The organism is Actinokineospora sp. UV203 (assembly GCF_056323665.1).
On sequence record NZ_CM150484.1, the window covers coordinates 2,229,599 to 2,246,961 of the forward strand.

19 protein-coding genes are annotated in these 17,363 nt (G+C 67.7%); 7 read left to right on the top strand and 12 right to left on the bottom strand.

The features are described 5' to 3' along the window. Positions 1-32: 32 nt before the first annotated feature. Entirely contained in the window at positions 33-968 is a 936-nt protein-coding gene (locus ACUZ2Y_RS10205) for a TAXI family TRAP transporter solute-binding subunit (protein WP_476329206.1), read from the top strand. Between the two features lies 1 nt (position 969). On the opposite strand, the gene ACUZ2Y_RS10210 is transcribed toward ACUZ2Y_RS10205, so the two are convergent. After that, the gene (locus tag ACUZ2Y_RS10210) at positions 970-2,373 is read right to left on the bottom strand and encodes a sensor histidine kinase (protein ID WP_476329208.1); all 1,404 of its coding nucleotides are present in this window, start codon (positions 2,371-2,373) and stop codon (positions 970-972) included. 18 nt (positions 2,374-2,391) lie between these two features. Next, positions 2,392-3,075, bottom strand: a complete 684-nt coding sequence (locus ACUZ2Y_RS10215) for a response regulator transcription factor (protein ID WP_476329210.1) — start codon at positions 3,073-3,075, stop codon at positions 2,392-2,394. Positions 3,076-3,257: 182 nt separating this feature from the next. Between ACUZ2Y_RS10215 and ACUZ2Y_RS10220 the strand changes: the two genes are divergently transcribed. From ACUZ2Y_RS10220 to ACUZ2Y_RS10235, 4 genes are all read left to right on the top strand, one after another. Further along, the gene (locus ACUZ2Y_RS10220; protein WP_476331704.1) at positions 3,258-3,986 is read left to right on the top strand and encodes an amino acid ABC transporter ATP-binding protein; all 729 of its coding nucleotides are present in this window, start codon (positions 3,258-3,260) and stop codon (positions 3,984-3,986) included. Positions 3,987-4,072: 86 nt separating this feature from the next. Next, entirely contained in the window at positions 4,073-4,918 is an 846-nt protein-coding gene (locus ACUZ2Y_RS10225) for a glutamate ABC transporter substrate-binding protein (protein WP_476329212.1), read from the top strand. A 71-nt stretch (positions 4,919-4,989) separates the two neighbouring features. Then, positions 4,990-5,640, top strand: a complete 651-nt coding sequence (locus ACUZ2Y_RS10230) for an amino acid ABC transporter permease (RefSeq protein ID WP_476329214.1) — start codon at positions 4,990-4,992, stop codon at positions 5,638-5,640. Then, the gene (locus tag ACUZ2Y_RS10235) at positions 5,637-6,533 is read left to right on the top strand and encodes an amino acid ABC transporter permease (protein ID WP_476329215.1); all 897 of its coding nucleotides are present in this window, start codon (positions 5,637-5,639) and stop codon (positions 6,531-6,533) included. The genes ACUZ2Y_RS10230 and ACUZ2Y_RS10235 overlap by 4 nt, the downstream gene beginning before the upstream one ends. 53 nt (positions 6,534-6,586) lie before the next feature. On the opposite strand, the gene ACUZ2Y_RS10240 is transcribed toward ACUZ2Y_RS10235, so the two are convergent. Continuing rightward, a complete protein-coding gene (locus tag ACUZ2Y_RS10240) occupies positions 6,587-7,057 on the bottom strand; it encodes an Lrp/AsnC family transcriptional regulator (RefSeq protein WP_476329217.1) in 471 nt (156 codons plus the stop codon). A gap of 70 nt (positions 7,058-7,127) precedes the next feature. Between ACUZ2Y_RS10240 and ACUZ2Y_RS10245 the strand changes: the two genes are divergently transcribed. Next, complete coding sequence (locus ACUZ2Y_RS10245; protein WP_476329219.1) at positions 7,128-8,039, top strand: DMT family transporter; 912 nt, start codon at positions 7,128-7,130, stop codon at positions 8,037-8,039. Here ACUZ2Y_RS10245 and ACUZ2Y_RS10250 read toward each other — a convergent pair. The 9 genes from ACUZ2Y_RS10250 to ACUZ2Y_RS10290 form a co-directional block, all read right to left on the bottom strand. After that, positions 8,020-8,775, bottom strand: coding sequence for a succinate dehydrogenase/fumarate reductase iron-sulfur subunit (locus tag ACUZ2Y_RS10250; RefSeq protein ID WP_476329221.1), 756 nt, complete (start codon positions 8,773-8,775; stop codon positions 8,020-8,022). The two genes, ACUZ2Y_RS10245 and ACUZ2Y_RS10250, sit on opposite strands and share 20 nt — an antisense overlap. A 1-nt stretch (position 8,776) precedes the next feature. Next, positions 8,777-10,690, bottom strand: a complete 1,914-nt coding sequence (locus ACUZ2Y_RS10255) for a fumarate reductase/succinate dehydrogenase flavoprotein subunit (RefSeq protein ID WP_476329222.1) — start codon at positions 10,688-10,690, stop codon at positions 8,777-8,779. A 44-nt stretch (positions 10,691-10,734) separates the two neighbouring features. After that, positions 10,735-11,517, bottom strand: a complete 783-nt coding sequence (locus ACUZ2Y_RS10260; RefSeq protein WP_476329224.1) for a hypothetical protein — start codon at positions 11,515-11,517, stop codon at positions 10,735-10,737. 81 nt (positions 11,518-11,598) lie between these two features. Next, positions 11,599-11,889: a hypothetical protein gene (locus tag ACUZ2Y_RS10265; RefSeq protein ID WP_476329226.1), complete on the bottom strand. Its 291-nt coding sequence runs from the start codon at positions 11,887-11,889 to the stop codon at positions 11,599-11,601. A gap of 251 nt (positions 11,890-12,140) precedes the next feature. Then, the gene (locus ACUZ2Y_RS10270; RefSeq protein WP_476329228.1) at positions 12,141-14,165 is read right to left on the bottom strand and encodes a discoidin domain-containing protein; all 2,025 of its coding nucleotides are present in this window, start codon (positions 14,163-14,165) and stop codon (positions 12,141-12,143) included. A 66-nt stretch (positions 14,166-14,231) separates the two neighbouring features. Continuing rightward, complete coding sequence (locus ACUZ2Y_RS10275; protein WP_476329230.1) at positions 14,232-14,720, bottom strand: tetratricopeptide repeat protein; 489 nt, start codon at positions 14,718-14,720, stop codon at positions 14,232-14,234. A 391-nt stretch (positions 14,721-15,111) separates the two neighbouring features. Beyond that, on the bottom strand, positions 15,112-15,693 hold the full coding sequence (locus ACUZ2Y_RS10280) for a regulatory protein RecX (protein WP_476329231.1): 582 nt from the start codon (positions 15,691-15,693) through the stop codon (positions 15,112-15,114). Further along, positions 15,693-16,733, bottom strand: coding sequence for a recombinase RecA (gene recA / locus ACUZ2Y_RS10285; protein WP_476329232.1), 1,041 nt, complete (start codon positions 16,731-16,733; stop codon positions 15,693-15,695). Before recA ends, ACUZ2Y_RS10280 begins: the two co-directional genes overlap by 1 nt. 181 nt (positions 16,734-16,914) lie before the next feature. Continuing rightward, on the bottom strand, positions 16,915-17,109 hold the full coding sequence (locus tag ACUZ2Y_RS10290) for a DUF3046 domain-containing protein (RefSeq protein WP_091371654.1): 195 nt from the start codon (positions 17,107-17,109) through the stop codon (positions 16,915-16,917). Positions 17,110-17,141: 32 nt separating this feature from the next. Here ACUZ2Y_RS10290 and ACUZ2Y_RS10295 point away from each other — a divergent pair, with 32 nt between their 5' ends. Then, positions 17,142-17,264, top strand: coding sequence for a hypothetical protein (locus tag ACUZ2Y_RS10295; protein WP_476329234.1), 123 nt, complete (start codon positions 17,142-17,144; stop codon positions 17,262-17,264). The last annotated feature ends 99 nt before the right edge of the window (positions 17,265-17,363 follow it).

The following is a 17,363-nucleotide window of genomic DNA, read 5'->3' on the forward strand; positions in this document are numbered from 1 at the left end:
CGCCGAAGGCAGGCGTCTGGCACGATCGGCCAATGGTGCGGACACGACTCGGCGGCATGGTCTTGGCCCTGGTCTGCCTGGCGAGTGTGCTGTCCGGGTGCGACAGCCAGTTCGCCGGGGTCCGGCTGCGGATCGCCGCCGGGTTCCCCTCCGGGGTCTATCACAGCCTCTCCGAATCGCTGGCCGCCGCCTGGCAGCGGCAGCTCGAGATCGAGCGGCCGGAGGTCCTCAAGACCAGTGGGTCCCCGGAGAACATCCGCAAGCTGTGCGCGGGCGATGCCGATGTCGCCTTCAGCGCCGCCGACGTCGCCGCGCAGCCCACGAACACCCAGCGCAAGCCGCAGGCGCTCGCCCGGCTCTACGACGACTACCTGCACATCGTGGTGCGCGGCGACGGCTCGATCCGAAGCCTCGACGGGCTGCGCGGCGCGCGGGTGGCGATCGGTTCGCCGGAATCCGGGGTCGCGTTCATCGCCAAACGCCTCCTCGACCTCTCGGGGCTGTCCGACCCGGGCACGCTGACCAAGGTGCACCTCGGGCTGACCGAGTCCATCGAGGCGTTCAAGCGCGGGGAGGTCGACGCGTTCTTCTGGTCGGGCGGCCTGCCGACGAAGGCGATCACCGACCTGGCCGCGGTGGTCCCGCTGCGGCTGCTCGACCTGACCGACGCGATGCCGACCATGCGCAACCAGTACCCGGTCTACAACACCGCGTCGATCCCGGTGTCGACGTACAACCTGGCGGGTGGGCCGGTCACCACGCTGGCCGTGCCGAACTACCTGCTCGTCACCGACGCGATGCCCGCGGACGTCGCCGAGGCGCTGGTCCGGGGGCTGTTCGACGCGCACGGAGAGCTGGCGAGGGCGAACCGTGCGGCCCTGGCGATCGACATCCACTCCGCCATCGAGACCGATCCGGTCCCGCTGCACGCGGGCGCGATGCGCTACTACCGCGACGAGAAGGCCTGACTCAGAGCCGGTCGGCGGGCAGGTCGACGGTCACCCGCAGGCCACCGCCCTCGGGCAGGTCGAGCCGCAGGTCGCCGCCCGCCCTGGCGACGACGCGGCTCACGATGGCCAGGCCCAGGCCGGAGCCGGGGACGTTCTGGTGGCTGTGGCTGCGCCAGAACCGATCGGTGGCCCGCTCCAGCTCCTCGGGTCGAAGACCAGGCCCGTGGTCGCGCACCGACAGCCGCACGACGTCGTCGACCACGTCGACCGCGAGCTCCACGGCGCTCCCCGATCCGGTGAACTTCAACGCGTTGTCCAGCAGCGCGTCGAGGATGCCGTCGACGCCGCGTGGCGGGGCCATCGCCCACGTGTCGCCCGCCGCCCCGACGCAGTCGAGCGCGATGTCACGCGAGACCGCCACGACCCGCCAGTCGGCCACCCGCTCGGCGACGACGGTGTCGACGTCGGTGGGCACCAGGTCGCTGCCCGCGCTCTCGGCCCGCGCCATCGACAGCAGCTCGTCGAGGATCTGGTTGAGCCGGTCGGCTTCGGCGGCCGCGGCGACCCGGTGGACCTCGGCCTCGGCGTCGACGTGGCCTTCGAGGTTGACCAGCCGCAGCTTGAGCGCGGTCAGCGGGTTGCGCAGCTGGTGCGACGCGTCGGCGACGAACGCGCGCTGGGCGGCGAGGGTGTCGCCGACACTGGCCGCCATCTGGTCGAACGACCGGCCGAGTTTGCGCAGCTCAGGGGGTCCGTGGGCGCCACCGACCAGCTCGGCGTCGCGGCCGCTCACCACCGCGCTCACCAGCGACCCGGTGGCTTCGTCGAGCCTGCGCACGGGCCGCAGGATCCACTGGATGACCGGCACGGCGAGCATCAGCGCGAGACCGAACGCGAGGACACCACCCGCGCCGATAAGCAGCCACCACCAGAGCATCCGTGACCGGCTGCGGTCGGTCGGTGACACCGACACGACCGCGCCGCGCACCTCCCCGTCGACCAGCACCGGCCCGGCCAGCACCAAGGGCTCGTCGTCCCACGGCAGCAGCAGCGGCCCGGCCTTCGGGCGGGTGCCCGCGAGCGCGGCCTGCACCTGCTCTTGCACTTCTGGATCGGTCAGGTCGACCGGGCTGGCGGCGGCGGACCGCCCCGAGCCGACCGCCGGGTTCGCGTCCTGGTCGACGATCACCACGTCGATGCCATAGATCTCGGAGTATCGCTGCAGTTCCTCCCGCAGCGACTCCGGCCGGGCGTCGGTCAGCGGGCGCTGGGCCATCGAGGCGAACCTGCTGGTGTCGGTGAGCCGGTCGAGGAAGAGCTTCTGCTGCTCGGCGCCCGCCACGGCCAGCGCGAGCGGGATGCCCAGCCCGAACACGACCAGCGCGACGAGAAACCAGATCATCCCCAACAGCCGCGTCCGCACGAGACCTCCCCAGGTTGCTCAGTCGAGTTTGCCCGGCTGGTTCGCCAGCCGGTATCCGACCCCGCGAACGGTCTCGATCAGCGCGGGCCTGCCGAGTTTGGTGCGCAGCGTCGCGACGTGCACGTCGAGCGAACGGTTCTCCGCCGACCCCGCCCGGCCCCACACCTCGGCGAGGATCTGGTCCCGGGTGCACACCGAGCCCTGGGCCGCGACGATCAGTGAGAACACGTGGAATTCCTTGCGGGACAACGCGATCACCGCACCGTCCACAGTGACCTCGTGTCGGTCGAGGTCGACCCGGACGTCACCCACCTCGGCGACCCCCGCCAGACCCGGCCCGCCGGGCGTGGGCGACTTGCGCCTGCGCACGGCGTGCACGCGGGCGACGAGCTCGTCCACGTCGTAGGGCTTCACCAGATAGTCGTCCGCCCCCGCGCGAAGACCCAGGATGCGATCGTCGACCTCGCCGCGCGCGGAGACCACGATGACCGCCACGTCGCTGGCCGCGCGGATCTGTCGACAGAGGACGATCCCGTCGACGTCGGGCAGCCCGAGGTCGAGCAGGACCACGTCGACCTCGCGGACGGTGTCGAGCACCCCGGCACCCGAGGCGAGCCGCTTGATCGCCAGTCCGCGCCGCACCAAGGCCGGGATCAGCGCCTCCGCGACCCTGTCGTCGTCTTCCACGAGCAGCACTCGCACGCGTGTCCTCCGGTTCACCAGGCGGCTGTGTGACAGAGTTGAGACCCTAAGTGTTGCTCAACTGGCCTGGACATCGGCGGAAGCCGGAGTAGGTTTCCGCCATCGCGTGCCCGCCGAAGCCGCAATCGTCACGAACGCGCTCGTGGAGGACCTACATGACCGCCTCGAACACCGCCCCAGCCATGATCCGGATGGAGGCGGTGGACAAGTACTTCGGGACCTTGCACGTCCTCAAGGACATCAACCTCGAGGTACCGAAGGGCCAGGTCGTCGTGGTCCTGGGTCCGTCGGGTTCCGGCAAGTCGACGCTGTGCCGCGCCATCAACCGGCTGGAGCCGATCAACTCGGGCCTCATCGAGGTCGACGGCAAGCCGCTGCCCGCCGAGGGCAAGCAGCTCGCGCAGCTCCGGGCCGAGGTCGGCATGGTGTTCCAGTCGTTCAACCTCTTCGCCCACAAGACCATCGCCGAGAACGTCAGCCTCGCCCCGCTCAAGGTGCGCAAGATGCCCGCCGCGGAGGCTCGCGAGACGACGATGGCGCTCCTGGAGCGGGTCGGCATCACCAACCAGGCGGACAAATACCCCGCGCAGCTCTCCGGCGGCCAGCAGCAGCGCGCGGCGATCGCGCGAGCGCTGGCGATGAAGCCGAAGGTCATGCTGTTCGACGAGCCGACCTCCGCGCTGGACCCGGAAATGGTCCAGGAGGTGCTCGACGTGATGACCTCGCTGGCGAGCGAGGGCATGACGATGCTCGTCGTGACCCACGAGATGGGCTTCGCCCGAAAAGCAGCCCATCGGGTGATCTTCATGTCCGATGGTGAGGTCGTCGAGGACACGACGCCCGACAAGTTCTTCACCGCGCCCAAATCCGCGCGCGCGAAGGACTTCCTTGGCAAGATCCTTACTCACTAGCTAGTCCCACAACTGTTCGGCTGGACCGCAGCCGAATCGAAACAAAGGAGCACCACATGCGACTCCGGGGCCTTCTGGTTGGCACCGTGACCGCCGCTCTCGCCCTCTCGATGACCGCTTGCGGTGACAAAGGCAACGACGCGGGAACCAACCCACCGGTCAACACCGAGGCGAAGTTCGATGAAGGCACGACCATGGCCACGCTGCAGAAGGCGGGCAAGGTCACGATCGGCACGAAGTTCGACCAGCCGCTGTTCGGCCTCAAGGGTCTCGACGGCAAGCCCGCGGGCTTCGACGTCGAGATCGGGAAGCTGATCGCGGCCAAGCTCGGCATCTCCGCGGACAAGATCGAGTGGGTGGAGACCCCCTCGAAGATCCGCGAAGAGGTCATCGAGCAGGGCAAGGTCGACTTCGTCGTCGCCACCTACACGATCAACGACAAGCGCAAGGAGCGCATCTCCTTCGCGGGCCCGTACTACGAAGCGGGTCAGGACCTGATGGTGAAGAAGGACACCGACATCGCGGGTCCGGAAGCGCTCAAGGCCGCCAACGCCAAGGTCTGCTCGGTCACCGGCTCCACGCCCGCCGAGAAGATCAAGCAGTACGTCGACCCGGGCAACATCGTCCTGTTCGACGTGTACTCGAAGTGCGCCGACGCGCTGCGCACCGGCCAGGTGCAGGCCGTCACCACCGACAACGTGATCCTGCTCGGCCTGATCGACGCCAGCAAGGGTGACTTCAAGCTTGTCGGCAAGCCCTTCACCAAGGAGCCGTACGGCATCGGCATCGAAAAGGGCGACACCAAGTTCTGCGAGTTCATCCACAAGACGCTGAGCGACTCGTCCGCCGAGTACGAGAAGGCGTGGAAGGACACCGCGGGCAAGGTCGCGCCCGAGACCCCCAAGCTGCCGACGCTGGCCACCTGCAGCTGATCGACTGACCCGCCCTCGGGGCGTCTGCTGACCGGCAGGCGCCCCGAGCCTCACTCGGGCTCGGAGTCCACGTGAACGTCATTTTCGAGAACTTCGCGCTGTACCGCGACGGGTTCTTCAAGACCCTGTATATCTGCGGCTACGCCATCGTCGGTTCGCTCATCCTCGGAACGATCCTGGCGGGCTTCCGAGTGTCCCCCGTGCCCCCGCTGCGGTGGATCGGCACGTCCTGGGTCAATGTCTTCCGCAACTGCCCGCTGACCGTGGTGCTGTTCTTCTGCGCCTTCGGCCTGCCGGAAGTGGGGATCAACGGCGCCTACTTCTGGTTCAGCATCGCCGCCCTGGTGCTCTACACGTCGGCGTTCGTCTGCGAAGCCGTGCGCAGTGGCATCAACTCGGTGCCCGCGGGCCAGGCCGAGGCGGCGCGCGCGGTCGGGCTGACGTTCGGCCAGTCGCTGACCACCATCATCCTGCCCCAGGCGATCCGCACCGTCGTGCCGCCGCTGGGCAGCGTGATCATCGCGATGATCAAGAACTCGGCCATCGTCGGCGCGTTCGGCGTCGGCGGAGAACTGTTCGCGGTGTCGGACACACTGACCGGGTCGCGCGGTGAGGCCGCACTGCCCGTGCTGACCGGAATCGTCATCGCCTACCTGCTGATCACACTCCCGGCAGGCGCTTTCCTCGGCTGGCTGGAGCGAAAGGTGGCGATCGCCCGATGAGCACGTCCGTCCTCTACGACGCCCCGGGGCCGCGGGCCAAGCGCCGGGTCTTGCTGTTCAGCATCCTCGCCATGGTGGGTCTGCTCGCTGTCGTGTACGTGGTGTACCGCCAGCTCGACAAGCAGAACCAGTTCGACGCCGACAAGTGGACTCCGCTGTTCGACCCGAGCGACGCCCAGTTCAACCTGGTCTGGAACCGCATCGGCGAAGGGCTGGCCAACACGCTGACGGCGGCCGTGCTCGCCGTGGCGTTCTCGCTGGTCATCGGCACGCTGCTGGCGGTCACCCGGGTGACCTCCGCACCGTGGTACCGCTGGATCGTGGTGGGCCTGATCGAGCTGCTGCGCGGCATCCCGGTCGTCATCGCCATCTTCTTCGTCGCGCGCGTGCTGCCTGAGTTCGGTGTGAGCCTGGAACCGATGTGGTACCTGGTGATCGGCCTGACTCTCTACAACTCGGTGGTCATCGCCGAGATCGTTCGAGCGGGCATCAACTCGCTGCCCAAGGGGCAGCGGGAAGCCGCCGAGTCGCTGGGCTTGACCCGCGGGCAGGTACTTCGGCTGGTGCTGCTTCCGCAGGCGTTCCGGGCGATGCTCCCCGCGCTGATCAGCCAGCTCGTCGTGGTCCTCAAGGACACGTCGCTGGGCTTCATCATCAGCTACGAGGAGACGGTTCGCGTCGGGGGCCAGGTCGTCCAGGTCCTGAGCAACCCGATCCAGACCTATCTGCTGATCGCGGTGATCTTCATCATCGTCAACTACGCGCTGAGCCGGTTCGCGATCTACGTCGAACGCAGGCTGAGTCGCGGCAAGAAGGCCGCCAAGACCGACGAGGGAGCCGCCGTCGTGCACGCCGACGACCTCGCGGGCGCCGGGGCCACCAACGTGGGCTGATCCCGACCGACCTTCGATGGCCGCTTCCCGCACCGGGAGGCGGCCATCGTCGTCTAGCGGCGGGTGGGCAGTGCGGTGCCGGTGCGGACCGGGTCGAGGACGAACATCGTGCTGTAGCGCTGGATGTTGGGCGCGTCCTTGAGCAGCCGCTCGGACACCTCCCGGAAGTGGGACATGCCGGTGGTCGCCAGCACCACGACGAAGTCCGTCTCACCCGAGACGTTGTAGAGCTGCTGGACCTCAGGCGCGGCGAGCAGCCTGCGGCGGAACGCGGCGTGCAGCGCGCGGGATTCCTTGGCGAGAGTCACCAGACATACCGCGAGGAGCACGTCGACCTGTGCCGGGTTGAGCACGGCGACGTGGCGTTCGATGAGTCCCGCCTTGCGGTAGCGGTCGATCCGCCGCTGCACGGCGCTGGGTGAGAGCGACACCAGTTCGCCGAGTTCGCCCAGGGTGCGGGCGGAATCCCGCTGCAGCAAAGCAAGCAGTTGATGGTCGGTCTCGTCCATGGCGACAGTGGTCACGCAATAATCTTGCGCGCAGGCGGGAAAACTTTCAATCGCGGCCATGGGTGCCTCGGTTAGCGTCGCGGACATGAGACGAGGGCTGTTGCTCGCAGGCGCGGGCGCGGTGGCCATGGGGAGTTCCGCTCCCATGCTGAAGATGCTCGCCGGGTCGGGACTGTCGGCGATCAACGTGATCCAGGGCCGCATGGCCATCGGCGCGGTCGCCCTGCTGCTCCTGGCGGTGCTCACCCGGCGGAGCCTTCGGATCCACTATCGACACTGGTGGCTGCTCGGCCTCTACGGCGTGTTCACGCTGTCGCTCAATCAAGTCAGCTACACCTTCGCGATCACCCGGTTGCCCGTCGGGATCACGCTGCTGATCGAGTACCTGGCCCCGGTGCTGATCGCGCTCTGGATCCGCTTCATCCGGCGTACCCGGCTGCCGCGCACGCTGTGGGTGGGGATCGGGACGACCCTGCTTGGTCTGGCCCTGGTCAGTCAGGTGTGGACGACGGTGTCCTTGGACGTTCTCGGCCTGCTCACCGCCATGGTGGCGGCGGCGACGCTGGCGGGCCGATTCCTGTTGGCCGAACACGGTCTGCGCGTGCACGACCCGCTGGTGCTCACGACCTGGGGTGCCTGTGTCGGCGCGGTGAGCCTGCTTCCCCTGGAACCGTTCCCGTTCGAGCGGGTGGACCCGAAGGACTGGTTCCTGCTGACCTGGATCGGTGTCGTGGGCCTGGCCACGGCGGTCCTGCTCAGCGCGTTGGGACAGCGCACGATCTCGTCGACCGCGGCGAGTCTCATCTCGTGTGTGGAGATCCTGGTGGGCGCCGGGCTGGCCGCGGTCCTCCTCGACGAACTGCTGACACCCGTTCAGCTCGTCGGCTCGGTCGTGATGCTCGTCGGCATCGTCGCCGCCCAGGTGGCGCTGGCCAGGGCTTCCGGAAGCCGCACTGAGCTTCCGGAAGCCCCGGAACTCACGCCTTCTCGCGCTTGAACAGCTTGCTGCCCAGCCAGACGATCGGGTCGTACTTGCGGTCGGCCACGCGCTCCTTCATCGGGATGAGCGCGTTGTCGGTGATCTTGATGCCTTCCGGGCAGACCTCGGTGCAGCACTTGGTGATGTTGCAGTAGCCCAGGCCGTGCTCGTCCTGCGCGTCGCGCACCCGGTCGGCGGAGTCCAGCGGGTGCATCTCCAGCTCGGCGATCCGCATGAGGAAACGCGGGCCCGCGAAGGACTCCTTGTTGTCCTCGTGGTCGCGGATCACGTGACAGGTGTCCTGGCACAGGAAGCACTCGATGCACTTGCGGAATTCCTGCGAGCGCTCGACGTCGACCTGCTTCATCCGGTACTCACCCGGCTCCAGGCCGGGCGGCGGGGTGAAGGACGGGATCTCGCGGGCCTTCTTGTAGTTGAAGGACACGTCGGTCACCAGGTCGCGGATCACCGGGAAGGCGCGCAGCGGCGTGACCGTGATGACCTCGTCCTCGGTGAACGTGGACATCCGGGTCATGCACAGCAGCTTCGGCCTGCCGTTGATCTCCGCCGAACATGAGCCGCACTTGCCCGCCTTGCAGTTCCAGCGAACCGCGAGGTCGGGCGCGTTGGTGGCCTGCAGCCGGTGGATGATGTCAAGGACGACCTCGCCCTCGTTCACCTCGATCAAATAATCACACAGTGCACCAGTCTGGTCGTCGCCGCGCCAGATCTTGAACTTCGCCTTGTACGTCACCTCAGGCCGTCCTTCCCGGGTGGCTGCCCAGCTCGCCGTCGGTGTAGTACTTCTCCAGCTCCGGAAGCTCGAAGAGCTCCAGCAGGTCCTGCCGCATCGGCTCCTGCTCCTTCGGCGTCACCTCGACATCGGGGACGACCGAGTTCTCGTTCCTCGCGCTGCAGACCAGAAGCTTGTTGCGCCACTGCGCGTCGAGCCCCGGGTGGTCGTCGCGGGTGTGGCCGCCGCGGCTCTCCGTGCGGATCAGAGCCGCGCGCGCGACGCACTCGCTGACCATCAGCATGTTGCGCAGGTCGATCGCGAGGTGCCAGCCCGGGTTGAACTGCCGGTGGCCCTCGACGGTGACGTTGCCGATCCGCCCGCGGATCTCGGCGAGCTTCGCCAGCGCCCGCTCGATCTCCTCCGACTTGCGGATGATGCCGACCAGGTCGTTCATCGACTGCTGCAGCTCGTTCTGCAGCGTGTACGGGTTCTCCTCGACGCCTTCGGTCGGCGGGTCGAACGGCGCCAGCGCCATCTCCGCCGCGGCGTCCACATCGGACTGCGACACGGTCGGCCGCGACTCCAGCGACTCCACATAGAACGCCGCACCGAGACCCGCGCGCCTGCCGAAGACCAGCAGGTCCGACAGTGAGTTGCCGCCGAGGCGGTTAGAGCCGTGCATGCCGCCGGAGCACTCCCCCGCGGCGAACAGGCCGGGGACGCTCGCCGCCGCGGTGTCCGGGTCGACCTCGATGCCGCCCATCACGTAGTGACAGGTGGGACCGACCTCCATCGGCTCCGCGGTGATGTCCACATCGGCCAGTTCCTTGAACTGGTGGTACATCGACGGCAGCCGCTTCTTGATCTCCTCGGCGGGCAGCCTGCTCGCGATGTCGAGGAACACGCCGCCGTGCGGTGAGCCGCGACCCGCCTTGACCTCGGAGTTGATCGCCCGGGCGACCTCGTCACGGGGCAGCAGGTCGGGCGTGCGCCGGTTGTTCTCCTGGTCGGTGTACCAGCGGTCGGCTTCTTCCTCGGTCTCCGCGTACTGCCCCTTGAACACCTCGGGGACGTACTCGAACATGAAGCGCTTGCCCTCGGAGTTCTTCAGCACGCCGCCGTCGCCGCGCACGCCCTCCGTGACCAGGATGCCCTTGACGCTGGGCGGCCAGACCATGCCGGTCGGGTGGAACTGGACGAACTCCATGTTGATCAGGGTCGCGCCCGCGCGCATGGCCAGCGCGTGGCCGTCGCCGGTGTACTCCCAGGAGTTCGACGTGACCTTGAACGACTTGCCGATGCCGCCGGTCGCCAGCACCACGGCGGGCGCCTCGAACAGTACGAAACGCCCGGTCTCGCGGTAGTAGCCGAAAGCACCCGCGATCCGCTCGCCGTCCTTCACCAATTCGGTGATGGTGACCTCGGCGAAGACCTTGATCCGCGCCTCGTAGTCGCCGGTCTCGGCGAAGTCCTCCTGCTGCAGCGAGACGATCTTCTGCTGCATGGTGCGGATCAGCTCGAGGCCGGTCCGGTCGCCGACGTGCGCCAGGCGCGGGTACGTGTGACCGCCGAAGTTGCGCTGGCTGATCCGGCCGTCCGCGGTGCGGTCGAACAGCGCGCCGTAGGTCTCCAGCTCCCAGACGCGGTCCGGCGCCTCCCGGGCGTGCAGCTCGGCCATGCGCCAGTTGTTGAGGAACTTGCCGCCGCGCATCGTGTCGCGGAAGTGGACCTGCCAGTTGTCGTTGGAGTTGGCGTTGCCCATCGACGCCGCGCAGCCGCCCTCGGCCATCACGGTGTGGGCCTTGCCGAACAACGACTTGCACACGACCGCCACGCTCAACCCGCGCTGGCGGGCCTCGATCACCGCGCGGAGCCCCGCGCCGCCCGCTCCGACGACGACGACGTCGTAGGAGTGCCGCTCGACCTGACTCATTGGATCCTCTCGAAAGACAAACTGTGGTGGGGAGGGCGGGTCTTCTAGAAGAACCGCAGGTCGGAGATGGCGCCGCTGGCGACGAGCATCACGTAGAGGTCGGTCAGCATCAGCGTCGCCAAGGTCGTCCACGCCAGCTGCATGTGGCGGACGTTCAGCTTGGAGATCAGCGTCCAGGTGCGGTAGCGCACGGGGTGCTTGGAGAAGTGCTTGAGGCGGCCACCGGCGATGTGCCTGCACGAGTGGCAGGACAGCGTGTACGCCCAAAGCAGGATCACGTTGGTCGACAGGATCAGCGACCCGAGGCCGACACCGTGGGTGAACGAGAGCACCGCGTCGTAGGTGTTGATCACCGAGACGACCAGCGCGACGTAGAAGAAGTACCGGTGGGCGTTCTGCACGATCAGCGGCAGCCTGGTCTCACCGGAGTAGCTGCCGTGCGGCTCGGCGACCGCGCAGGCGGGCGGGGACTGCCACACCGAGCGGTAGTACGCCTTGCGGTAGTAGTAGCAGGTCAGACGGAAGCCCAGCAGGAACGGCAGGGCCACGAAGCCCAGCGGGATCCAGCCCGGCAGCTCCGGAAGCGGAGTGCCGAAATGGCTGGATCCCGGCAGGCACGACTCACTCAGGCAGGGCGAGTAGAACGGCGTGAGGTAGCCGTACTCCTCCACCCAGTACCACTTGCCCATGAACGAACGGGCGCCCGCGTAGACCACGAACGTCAGCAGGCCGAGGTTCGTCAGCAGCGGCGGGAGCCACCACCGGTCCGTCCGAAGGGTGCGCGCGGAGATCCGCGCCCGCCTGGGGGCGCCGACGCCTGACGTCATCGTTTCCTCGTCTTTGTTGCGATCCTCGCGGGCTCGGGGCGGCCCGCGTCGGATACATCTCGTGGTGGGGACCCTGGGGCGCTATCGGTGGTAGCCGCCGACTCCTTCGTCGTCGGCTCCCTGCCACAGGGCGGGGTCGTACGGGGTGTCCGGCACGACGACGAACTCGCCTTCGGCCGCGGGCCTGGGCGCGGGCGTGCCGGGAGTCGCGGGAGTCGCGGAGAACTCACTCGAGTCGATGTCGAGCCGTTCGATGTCGTTCATGAGCCTGCGCACCGCGGGGATGTCGCCATAGCGACCCCGCAACGCGCCGACACAATGCCGCAGCTGGCCGATGGTTCGCTGCAGTTCGTGGATCTCCGTGCTCGACATGTACGCACCTCCGTACGCCGGTCCATTCGCGGACCCCGGCCGTGGGTAGACCGAGGGTGCCCGCTCGTTGCCGACTTTGCCTGCCGGCAGCAGATGTGACAAGTACCACGTGGGGCCGACCAGCGGGTCACTGACCCACTACGGAGAAGTATATTCCGGTGTGATTTGAGGCACACATCAGGTGATCCTGAGCACAAAAAACTGGCGGGAACCGTTGCGCCGCAACAGCTCCCGCCAGTTCCCGAGTGGACTCAGTAGACGCCGACCTCTCGCAGTGAGTAGCCGTAGTTCGTCCCCCTGCGGACTCCCTGGACTTTCACATGACGGGCCGAAATCGGCGTGAATGAGACCACATCGAGTCCGCCGGACGCACCGTCGACCGCCGCCACCGACCGCCAGTTCTGGCCGTCATCGGACACCTCGACCCGGTAGGCCGACCCGTAGGCGGCCTCCCAGCGCAGCGCGACCCGGCTGATCCGGCGCTGGTCGCCTAGATCGATCCGGAACCACTGGCCGTCGCTCCAGCCCGACGCCCAGCGGGTGCCGAGATCGCCGTCGACGGCGCGGTGCGGCCGGAAGTCGTACCAGGGGCTCCACTCCGACGAACTCGCCGTCGCGGTCGCGCCCCTGGCCAGGTTGGCGGGGGCCTGGAACCGTTCGGCGGCCCCCCAGGTGCGCAGGTAGGCCTCGGCGCCGCCGACGAGGTCCTGGACGATCTCGTCGCCCGCCACCCGGCGGATGTCCTCGATCCAGTCGGGCATCAGGCCGTAGTGCGCCATGCCCTCCTTGTTGACATCCCAGGTCCGCTCGCCCATCCGCTGCCGGTCCAGCGTCACGCTGCCGTCTGCCGAGGTGAACGGGTAGGTGACGCCGTTGCCCGCGTTGTCCGGGCGGGGCCCGGGCAGGCCGCCGAGACCGTTGACGTCGATGCCGAAGCCGTAGCCCGCGATGCCGTGCTGGTCGCGGTAGCCCTCCCCCTGCTGCCAGCCCGCGAGGAATTGCGGCGCGGAGTGGCCGTACTGGGCGATCATGCCGCCGAGTGCGTAGATCCGCGGGAAGTACTTGGTGTCGGTCCAACTGTGCGACGACACGACACCCGGGTAGCGGACCTCTTCGAGCAGGTCGAGGGTGCGGTCGGCCGCCTTGACGCTCATGTGGTCGACCTCGACCATCATGCCGCGCGCCATCATGCCCTTGACCATGTGCTCGCCGAGGTCGGTGAGCCCCCGGGTGTTGCAGTGCGGGGCCGGCGGATAAACCGGGAGCGGCACCAGCGGCTTGAGCGCGTCGGGGATGGTTCCGCCTGCCGCGATCGTGTTGTCGGAGTACTCGGTGGTGCAGGTGCGGGCGTCCCAGAACTGCCCGGTGCCCAGGAAGTTGGCCGCGTTGACCGCCACCCCGGCCACGCCACCGTCGAAGCGGACCCCGCACAGGGCGTTGTCGTACTTGTGGCAGACGAACATCGTCCGCACCCCGAGCGCGTGCATCTCGTCGAGTCCGCGGTCGATGTCGGCCTTCGAGCACTGGGCGACCCCGAGGATCTGCCTGCAGCCGAACGGCTCGGAGGTCTCCACACCGAGCAGGACCGCGAGCTTGCCGTCCTCGATGGTCTTGCGCGCCTCATCTTGGCTGCGCGCGACCCGCAGCCAGCCCTTGCCCGCGCCGCCGTTCTCCGCGTCGATGTAGTTCTGCAGGTCGTTCATCATGCGGGCCTGCAGCCGGATGGAGTCCATCTCGTTGCAGGGCTGGTTCTTGATCGGGTAGAGGTCGCACAGCTGGCGGTTGGCGACCAGGTGGTTGACCATCAGCCGCAGCCCACCGCGCCAGGCGCGCTCGATCCACTTGTAATAGGCCTGCTGGTGCGTCAGGGAATTGTGCGCGGGCCAGTCCTTGAAGCTCGGATACCCGACCGGGTCGTGCGTGCCGACCGGTGAGCCGGTCTTGGTGAAGTTCTCGAACCAGGCGAACTCACCGTTGGGGAAGTGATCCGGGCAGTCGACCAGCGCCTTCTGCGGGCCTGCGGGGTCGAAAGGCTTGCCGCACACCACGTTCCCGCCGAACGCGACGTTGGAGAAGACGTGCGTGTGGGCGTCGAGGAAACCCTGGACGGTCCCGTCGGGCAAGGTTCCCTTGAACGGCACACCCACCGCCCCGACTTCAGCGCCAGGTGGGTTCTGGGTGGCCTGCCCCATCCCGGGCAGCGCCGTGACACCCGCGGCGAGCAGCACGGCGACCGCGACGGTCAGCTTTCGGACGGATAAGCGAGGACGGATCATCGGGTTCCTCCTCCAGGTCGAAACCCGAAAGATACTCGCGAGTAAATCTCACGTAAAGACCCTGATCTACTCCTTGTCGATCAGCAGGCGGGCGTAGTTCGCCATGGAGCGCTGGTAGCGCGGCAGGTGCCGGGCGAGGGCGCCGATGGCCAGGGAGACGGCCTCCCGTTCCCGGCCGAGATCGGTGAGTGCCAGGGCGAGCACGGCGCGGACGGCGTCGTCGAGGTGGTCCGAGCCTGCGTTCATCTCGGCGGTCAGCAGTTCGACGCTCTCCTGCGGGTTGCCGATGTTGCGCAGCGAACTGGACATCTGGATCACGGCGCGGCGCCTGCGCTCACCGGTGAGGCCGCGTTCGAGCGCCTTGCGGTAGAGCGGGAGGGCGCGGTCGGAGTGGCCGGTGGAGTCGAAGGCGCAGGCGCGTTCGAAGTCGGCGATGGCGCTGTCTTCGGCGAGCTCGTCGGCCAGGGTGTTGATCAGTTCCCGGAAGTTCTCGTCGTCGTAGTTGTCAATGGCGGCCCATGCTTCGGCTGTGCGGCGTTCCCAGTCTTCGTTCACGTTGGACAGCTTCGCAGACGGCGGTGGGTGGTCGCGGGTACTTGGCGGCGCTTGTCGCGCTCGTCAGCCGGCCGGATGCCTGGCTGGGCAGGCCGGCCGGGCAGACAGGCCGGCCAGCTTTTGCGAGGGCCTGTTTGGGTGGTTCGCCTTGATTTGGGGACCCCGGAAATGGACCTGCGCGGGGAAAGCGTGCAGGTGGAGGAACTGCCCCGCGCCGCGAAAATTAGGTCCATTTCACCCCAAATCAAGGCTAACCACCCAAACAGGCAGGTGGGATCGGCCCGTTGCGTTGCGAGGATGCTGGTGTAGGCACCGACTATCGGGATGCCTTGTCTGCCTTGCGTTCTGCCTGTCTTGCTTCCCCGGGCTGCCCTGGGTCCGCCTAGCCAGATCAGTCCAGAGTGATGTCTAGAGTGCTCGCGTCGCCGCCGTATGTGGACAGTTCCGATCGGACCACCCGGAAGGCCAAGCCCTCCGAATAGCCTTTGCGGGCAAGCATTCCCACCAGCCTGCGGATGCGGACCTGATCTTCCAGGCCCGACATCGCACCAAGCTTCTTGCGGACCAGTTGGCGGGCGCGCTCTTCCTCCGCGTCGCTGTCCACGGCGTCGACAGCTTCGGCTACCACCTCATCCGCCACGCCCTTGCGGCGTAGCTCCATGGCGAGTGCGCGGCGGCCTAGGCCCTGGTAGGTGTGGCGGGAGCGGACCCAGCTCTCGGCGAACGCTTCGTCGTCGATCAGGCCGATGGCGGCGAACTTGCCGAGCACGGTCTGTGTGACGTCATCCGGGATTTCTTTGCGCTGCAAGGCTTGTTCGAGTTCCTGGCGGGTTCTCGAACGGACCGTGAGCAGGCGGTAGCAGATCTCCCGGGCCTTGGCGGCCGGGTCCTGTTCCTCGGTTTTACGCGATTCCTCGGGGGACGAATCGCTGCCCGTCCCCCGAGTCCTGCGCGCGTACTTGCGCTCCGCCACTAGAACTCGACAGGTGCCGCGACTGTCTCGTCAACGTCGAGCTTCGCGCCGATGCCGAGCTTGTCCTTGATCCGCTTCTCGATCTCGTCGGCCACGTCCGGGTTCTCCAGCAGGAACTTGCGGGCATTCTCCTTGCCCTGTCCCAACTGGTCGCCCTCGTAGGTGTACCAAGCGCCCGACTTGCGGAGGATGCCCTGGTCGACGCCCATGTCGATGAGCGAACCCTCGCGGCTGATGCCCTTGCCGTAGAGGATGTCGAACTCGGCCTGCTTGAACGGCGGCGCGACCTTGTTCTTCACCACCTTGACGCGGGTGCGGTTGCCGACCGGCTCGCCACCGTCCTTGAGCGTCTCGATGCGGCGCACGTCGAGCCGCACGGAGGCGTAGAACTTGAGCGCCTTACCACCGGTCGTCGTCTCCGGGGAGCCGAACATGACGCCGATCTTCTCGCGGAGCTGGTTGATGAAGATCGCCGTGGTGCCGGTGTTGCTCATGGCGCCGGTCATCTTGCGCAGGGCCTGGCTCATCAGCCGGGCCTGCAGACCGACGTGGTTGTCACCCATCTCGCCCTCGATCTCCGCGCGCGGGACAAGCGCCGCGACGGAGTCGATGACCAGGATGTCGAGCGCGCCGGAGCGGATCAGCATGTCCGCGATCTCCAGCGCCTGCTCGCCGGTGTCGGGCTGCGACACCAGCAGGGCGTCGGTGTCGACCCCCAGGTTCTTGGCGTACTCCGGGTCAAGCGCGTGCTCGGCGTCGATGAACGCGGCGATGCCGCCCGCGCGCTGGGCGTTGGCCACCGCGTGCAGGGCGACGGTGGTCTTACCGGACGATTCCGGACCGTAGATCTCGACCACCCGCCCGCGCGGCAAGCCGCCGATACCGAGCGCGACGTCGAGCGCGATCGCGCCAGTGGGGATGACCGCGATAGGGGCGCGGCCTTCCTCACCGAGGCGCATGACCGAGCCCTTGCCGAAGTTCTTATCGATCTGGGCAAGGGCGAGTTCGAGCGCCTTATCCCGATCGGGTGCTGGTGCCATCTTGGTTCCACCTCGGTTGACTCGAGACTGTTTCGTACTCACGGCGCCGACGCTACGGGCAAGGGCCGACGTTTCTCGGAAGGCACCGCCGGTCTGTGGACAAGCGGACCCGATGTGGACAACATGGTAGCGAACACCTGTTCGATCCTGGTAGTGACACGCCGATGGTGTAGGTCGGCGCTCAGCGCCGCTCGGGCGGGACCTCGAAGGCCTCGCAGACGGCCCGCCAGATCTCCTTCGTGGGGATCCCGGCGTCGAGCGCCTGGTCGACCGTGCGGCCGCCGAGCACGCTGAAGACGTGGTCGTGGGCGATGGTGTCGGCCCGCTGGGCGCCGAATTCCTCGGCGAGGCGGGACCGGAAGGCGGTGATGCGCATCGGGGCTGAGTGTAGGTGGCACACTCAGGCACGTGTTCACCTTCGCCATCGAGAACCCGTCGGCCACCGAGGAACTGTGGCTGACCATCGGATCCATCGGCGCCTGCGTCGCCGCCCTCGTCGTCGGCCTCATCGCCCTACGAAACCGCAGATAGTCCGCTCCCCGGAATTTAAGGGTTGGGGTCACCTGCCCTCTGAGGGTGCGGATTGTTGGGTGACCGTGGTCGGCCGCCGTCACGGTCCCTTAGGTCCGG

Excerpts from the sequence above, each read along its gene's own strand:
- ACUZ2Y_RS10220 (WP_476331704.1), top strand. The coding sequence starts at position 3,258 with ATGATCCGGATGGAGGCGGTGGACAAGTACTTCGGGACCTTGCACGTC.
- ACUZ2Y_RS10235 (WP_476329215.1), top strand. The coding sequence starts at position 5,637 with ATGAGCACGTCCGTCCTCTACGACGCCCCGGGGCCGCGGGCCAAGCGC.
- ACUZ2Y_RS10205 (WP_476329206.1), top strand. The coding sequence starts at position 33 with ATGGTGCGGACACGACTCGGCGGCATGGTCTTGGCCCTGGTCTGCCTG.
- ACUZ2Y_RS10270 (WP_476329228.1), bottom strand. The coding sequence starts at position 14,165 with ATGATCCGTCCTCGCTTATCCGTCCGAAAGCTGACCGTCGCGGTCGCC.
- ACUZ2Y_RS10265 (WP_476329226.1), bottom strand. The coding sequence starts at position 11,889 with ATGTCGAGCACGGAGATCCACGAACTGCAGCGAACCATCGGCCAGCTG.
- ACUZ2Y_RS10255 (WP_476329222.1), bottom strand. The coding sequence starts at position 10,690 with ATGAGTCAGGTCGAGCGGCACTCCTACGACGTCGTCGTCGTCGGAGCG.
- ACUZ2Y_RS10260 (WP_476329224.1), bottom strand. The coding sequence starts at position 11,517 with ATGACGTCAGGCGTCGGCGCCCCCAGGCGGGCGCGGATCTCCGCGCGC.
- ACUZ2Y_RS10245 (WP_476329219.1), top strand. The coding sequence starts at position 7,128 with ATGAGACGAGGGCTGTTGCTCGCAGGCGCGGGCGCGGTGGCCATGGGG.
- recA (WP_476329232.1), bottom strand. The coding sequence starts at position 16,733 with ATGGCACCAGCACCCGATCGGGATAAGGCGCTCGAACTCGCCCTTGCC.
- ACUZ2Y_RS10290 (WP_091371654.1), bottom strand. The coding sequence starts at position 17,109 with ATGCGCATCACCGCCTTCCGGTCCCGCCTCGCCGAGGAATTCGGCGCC.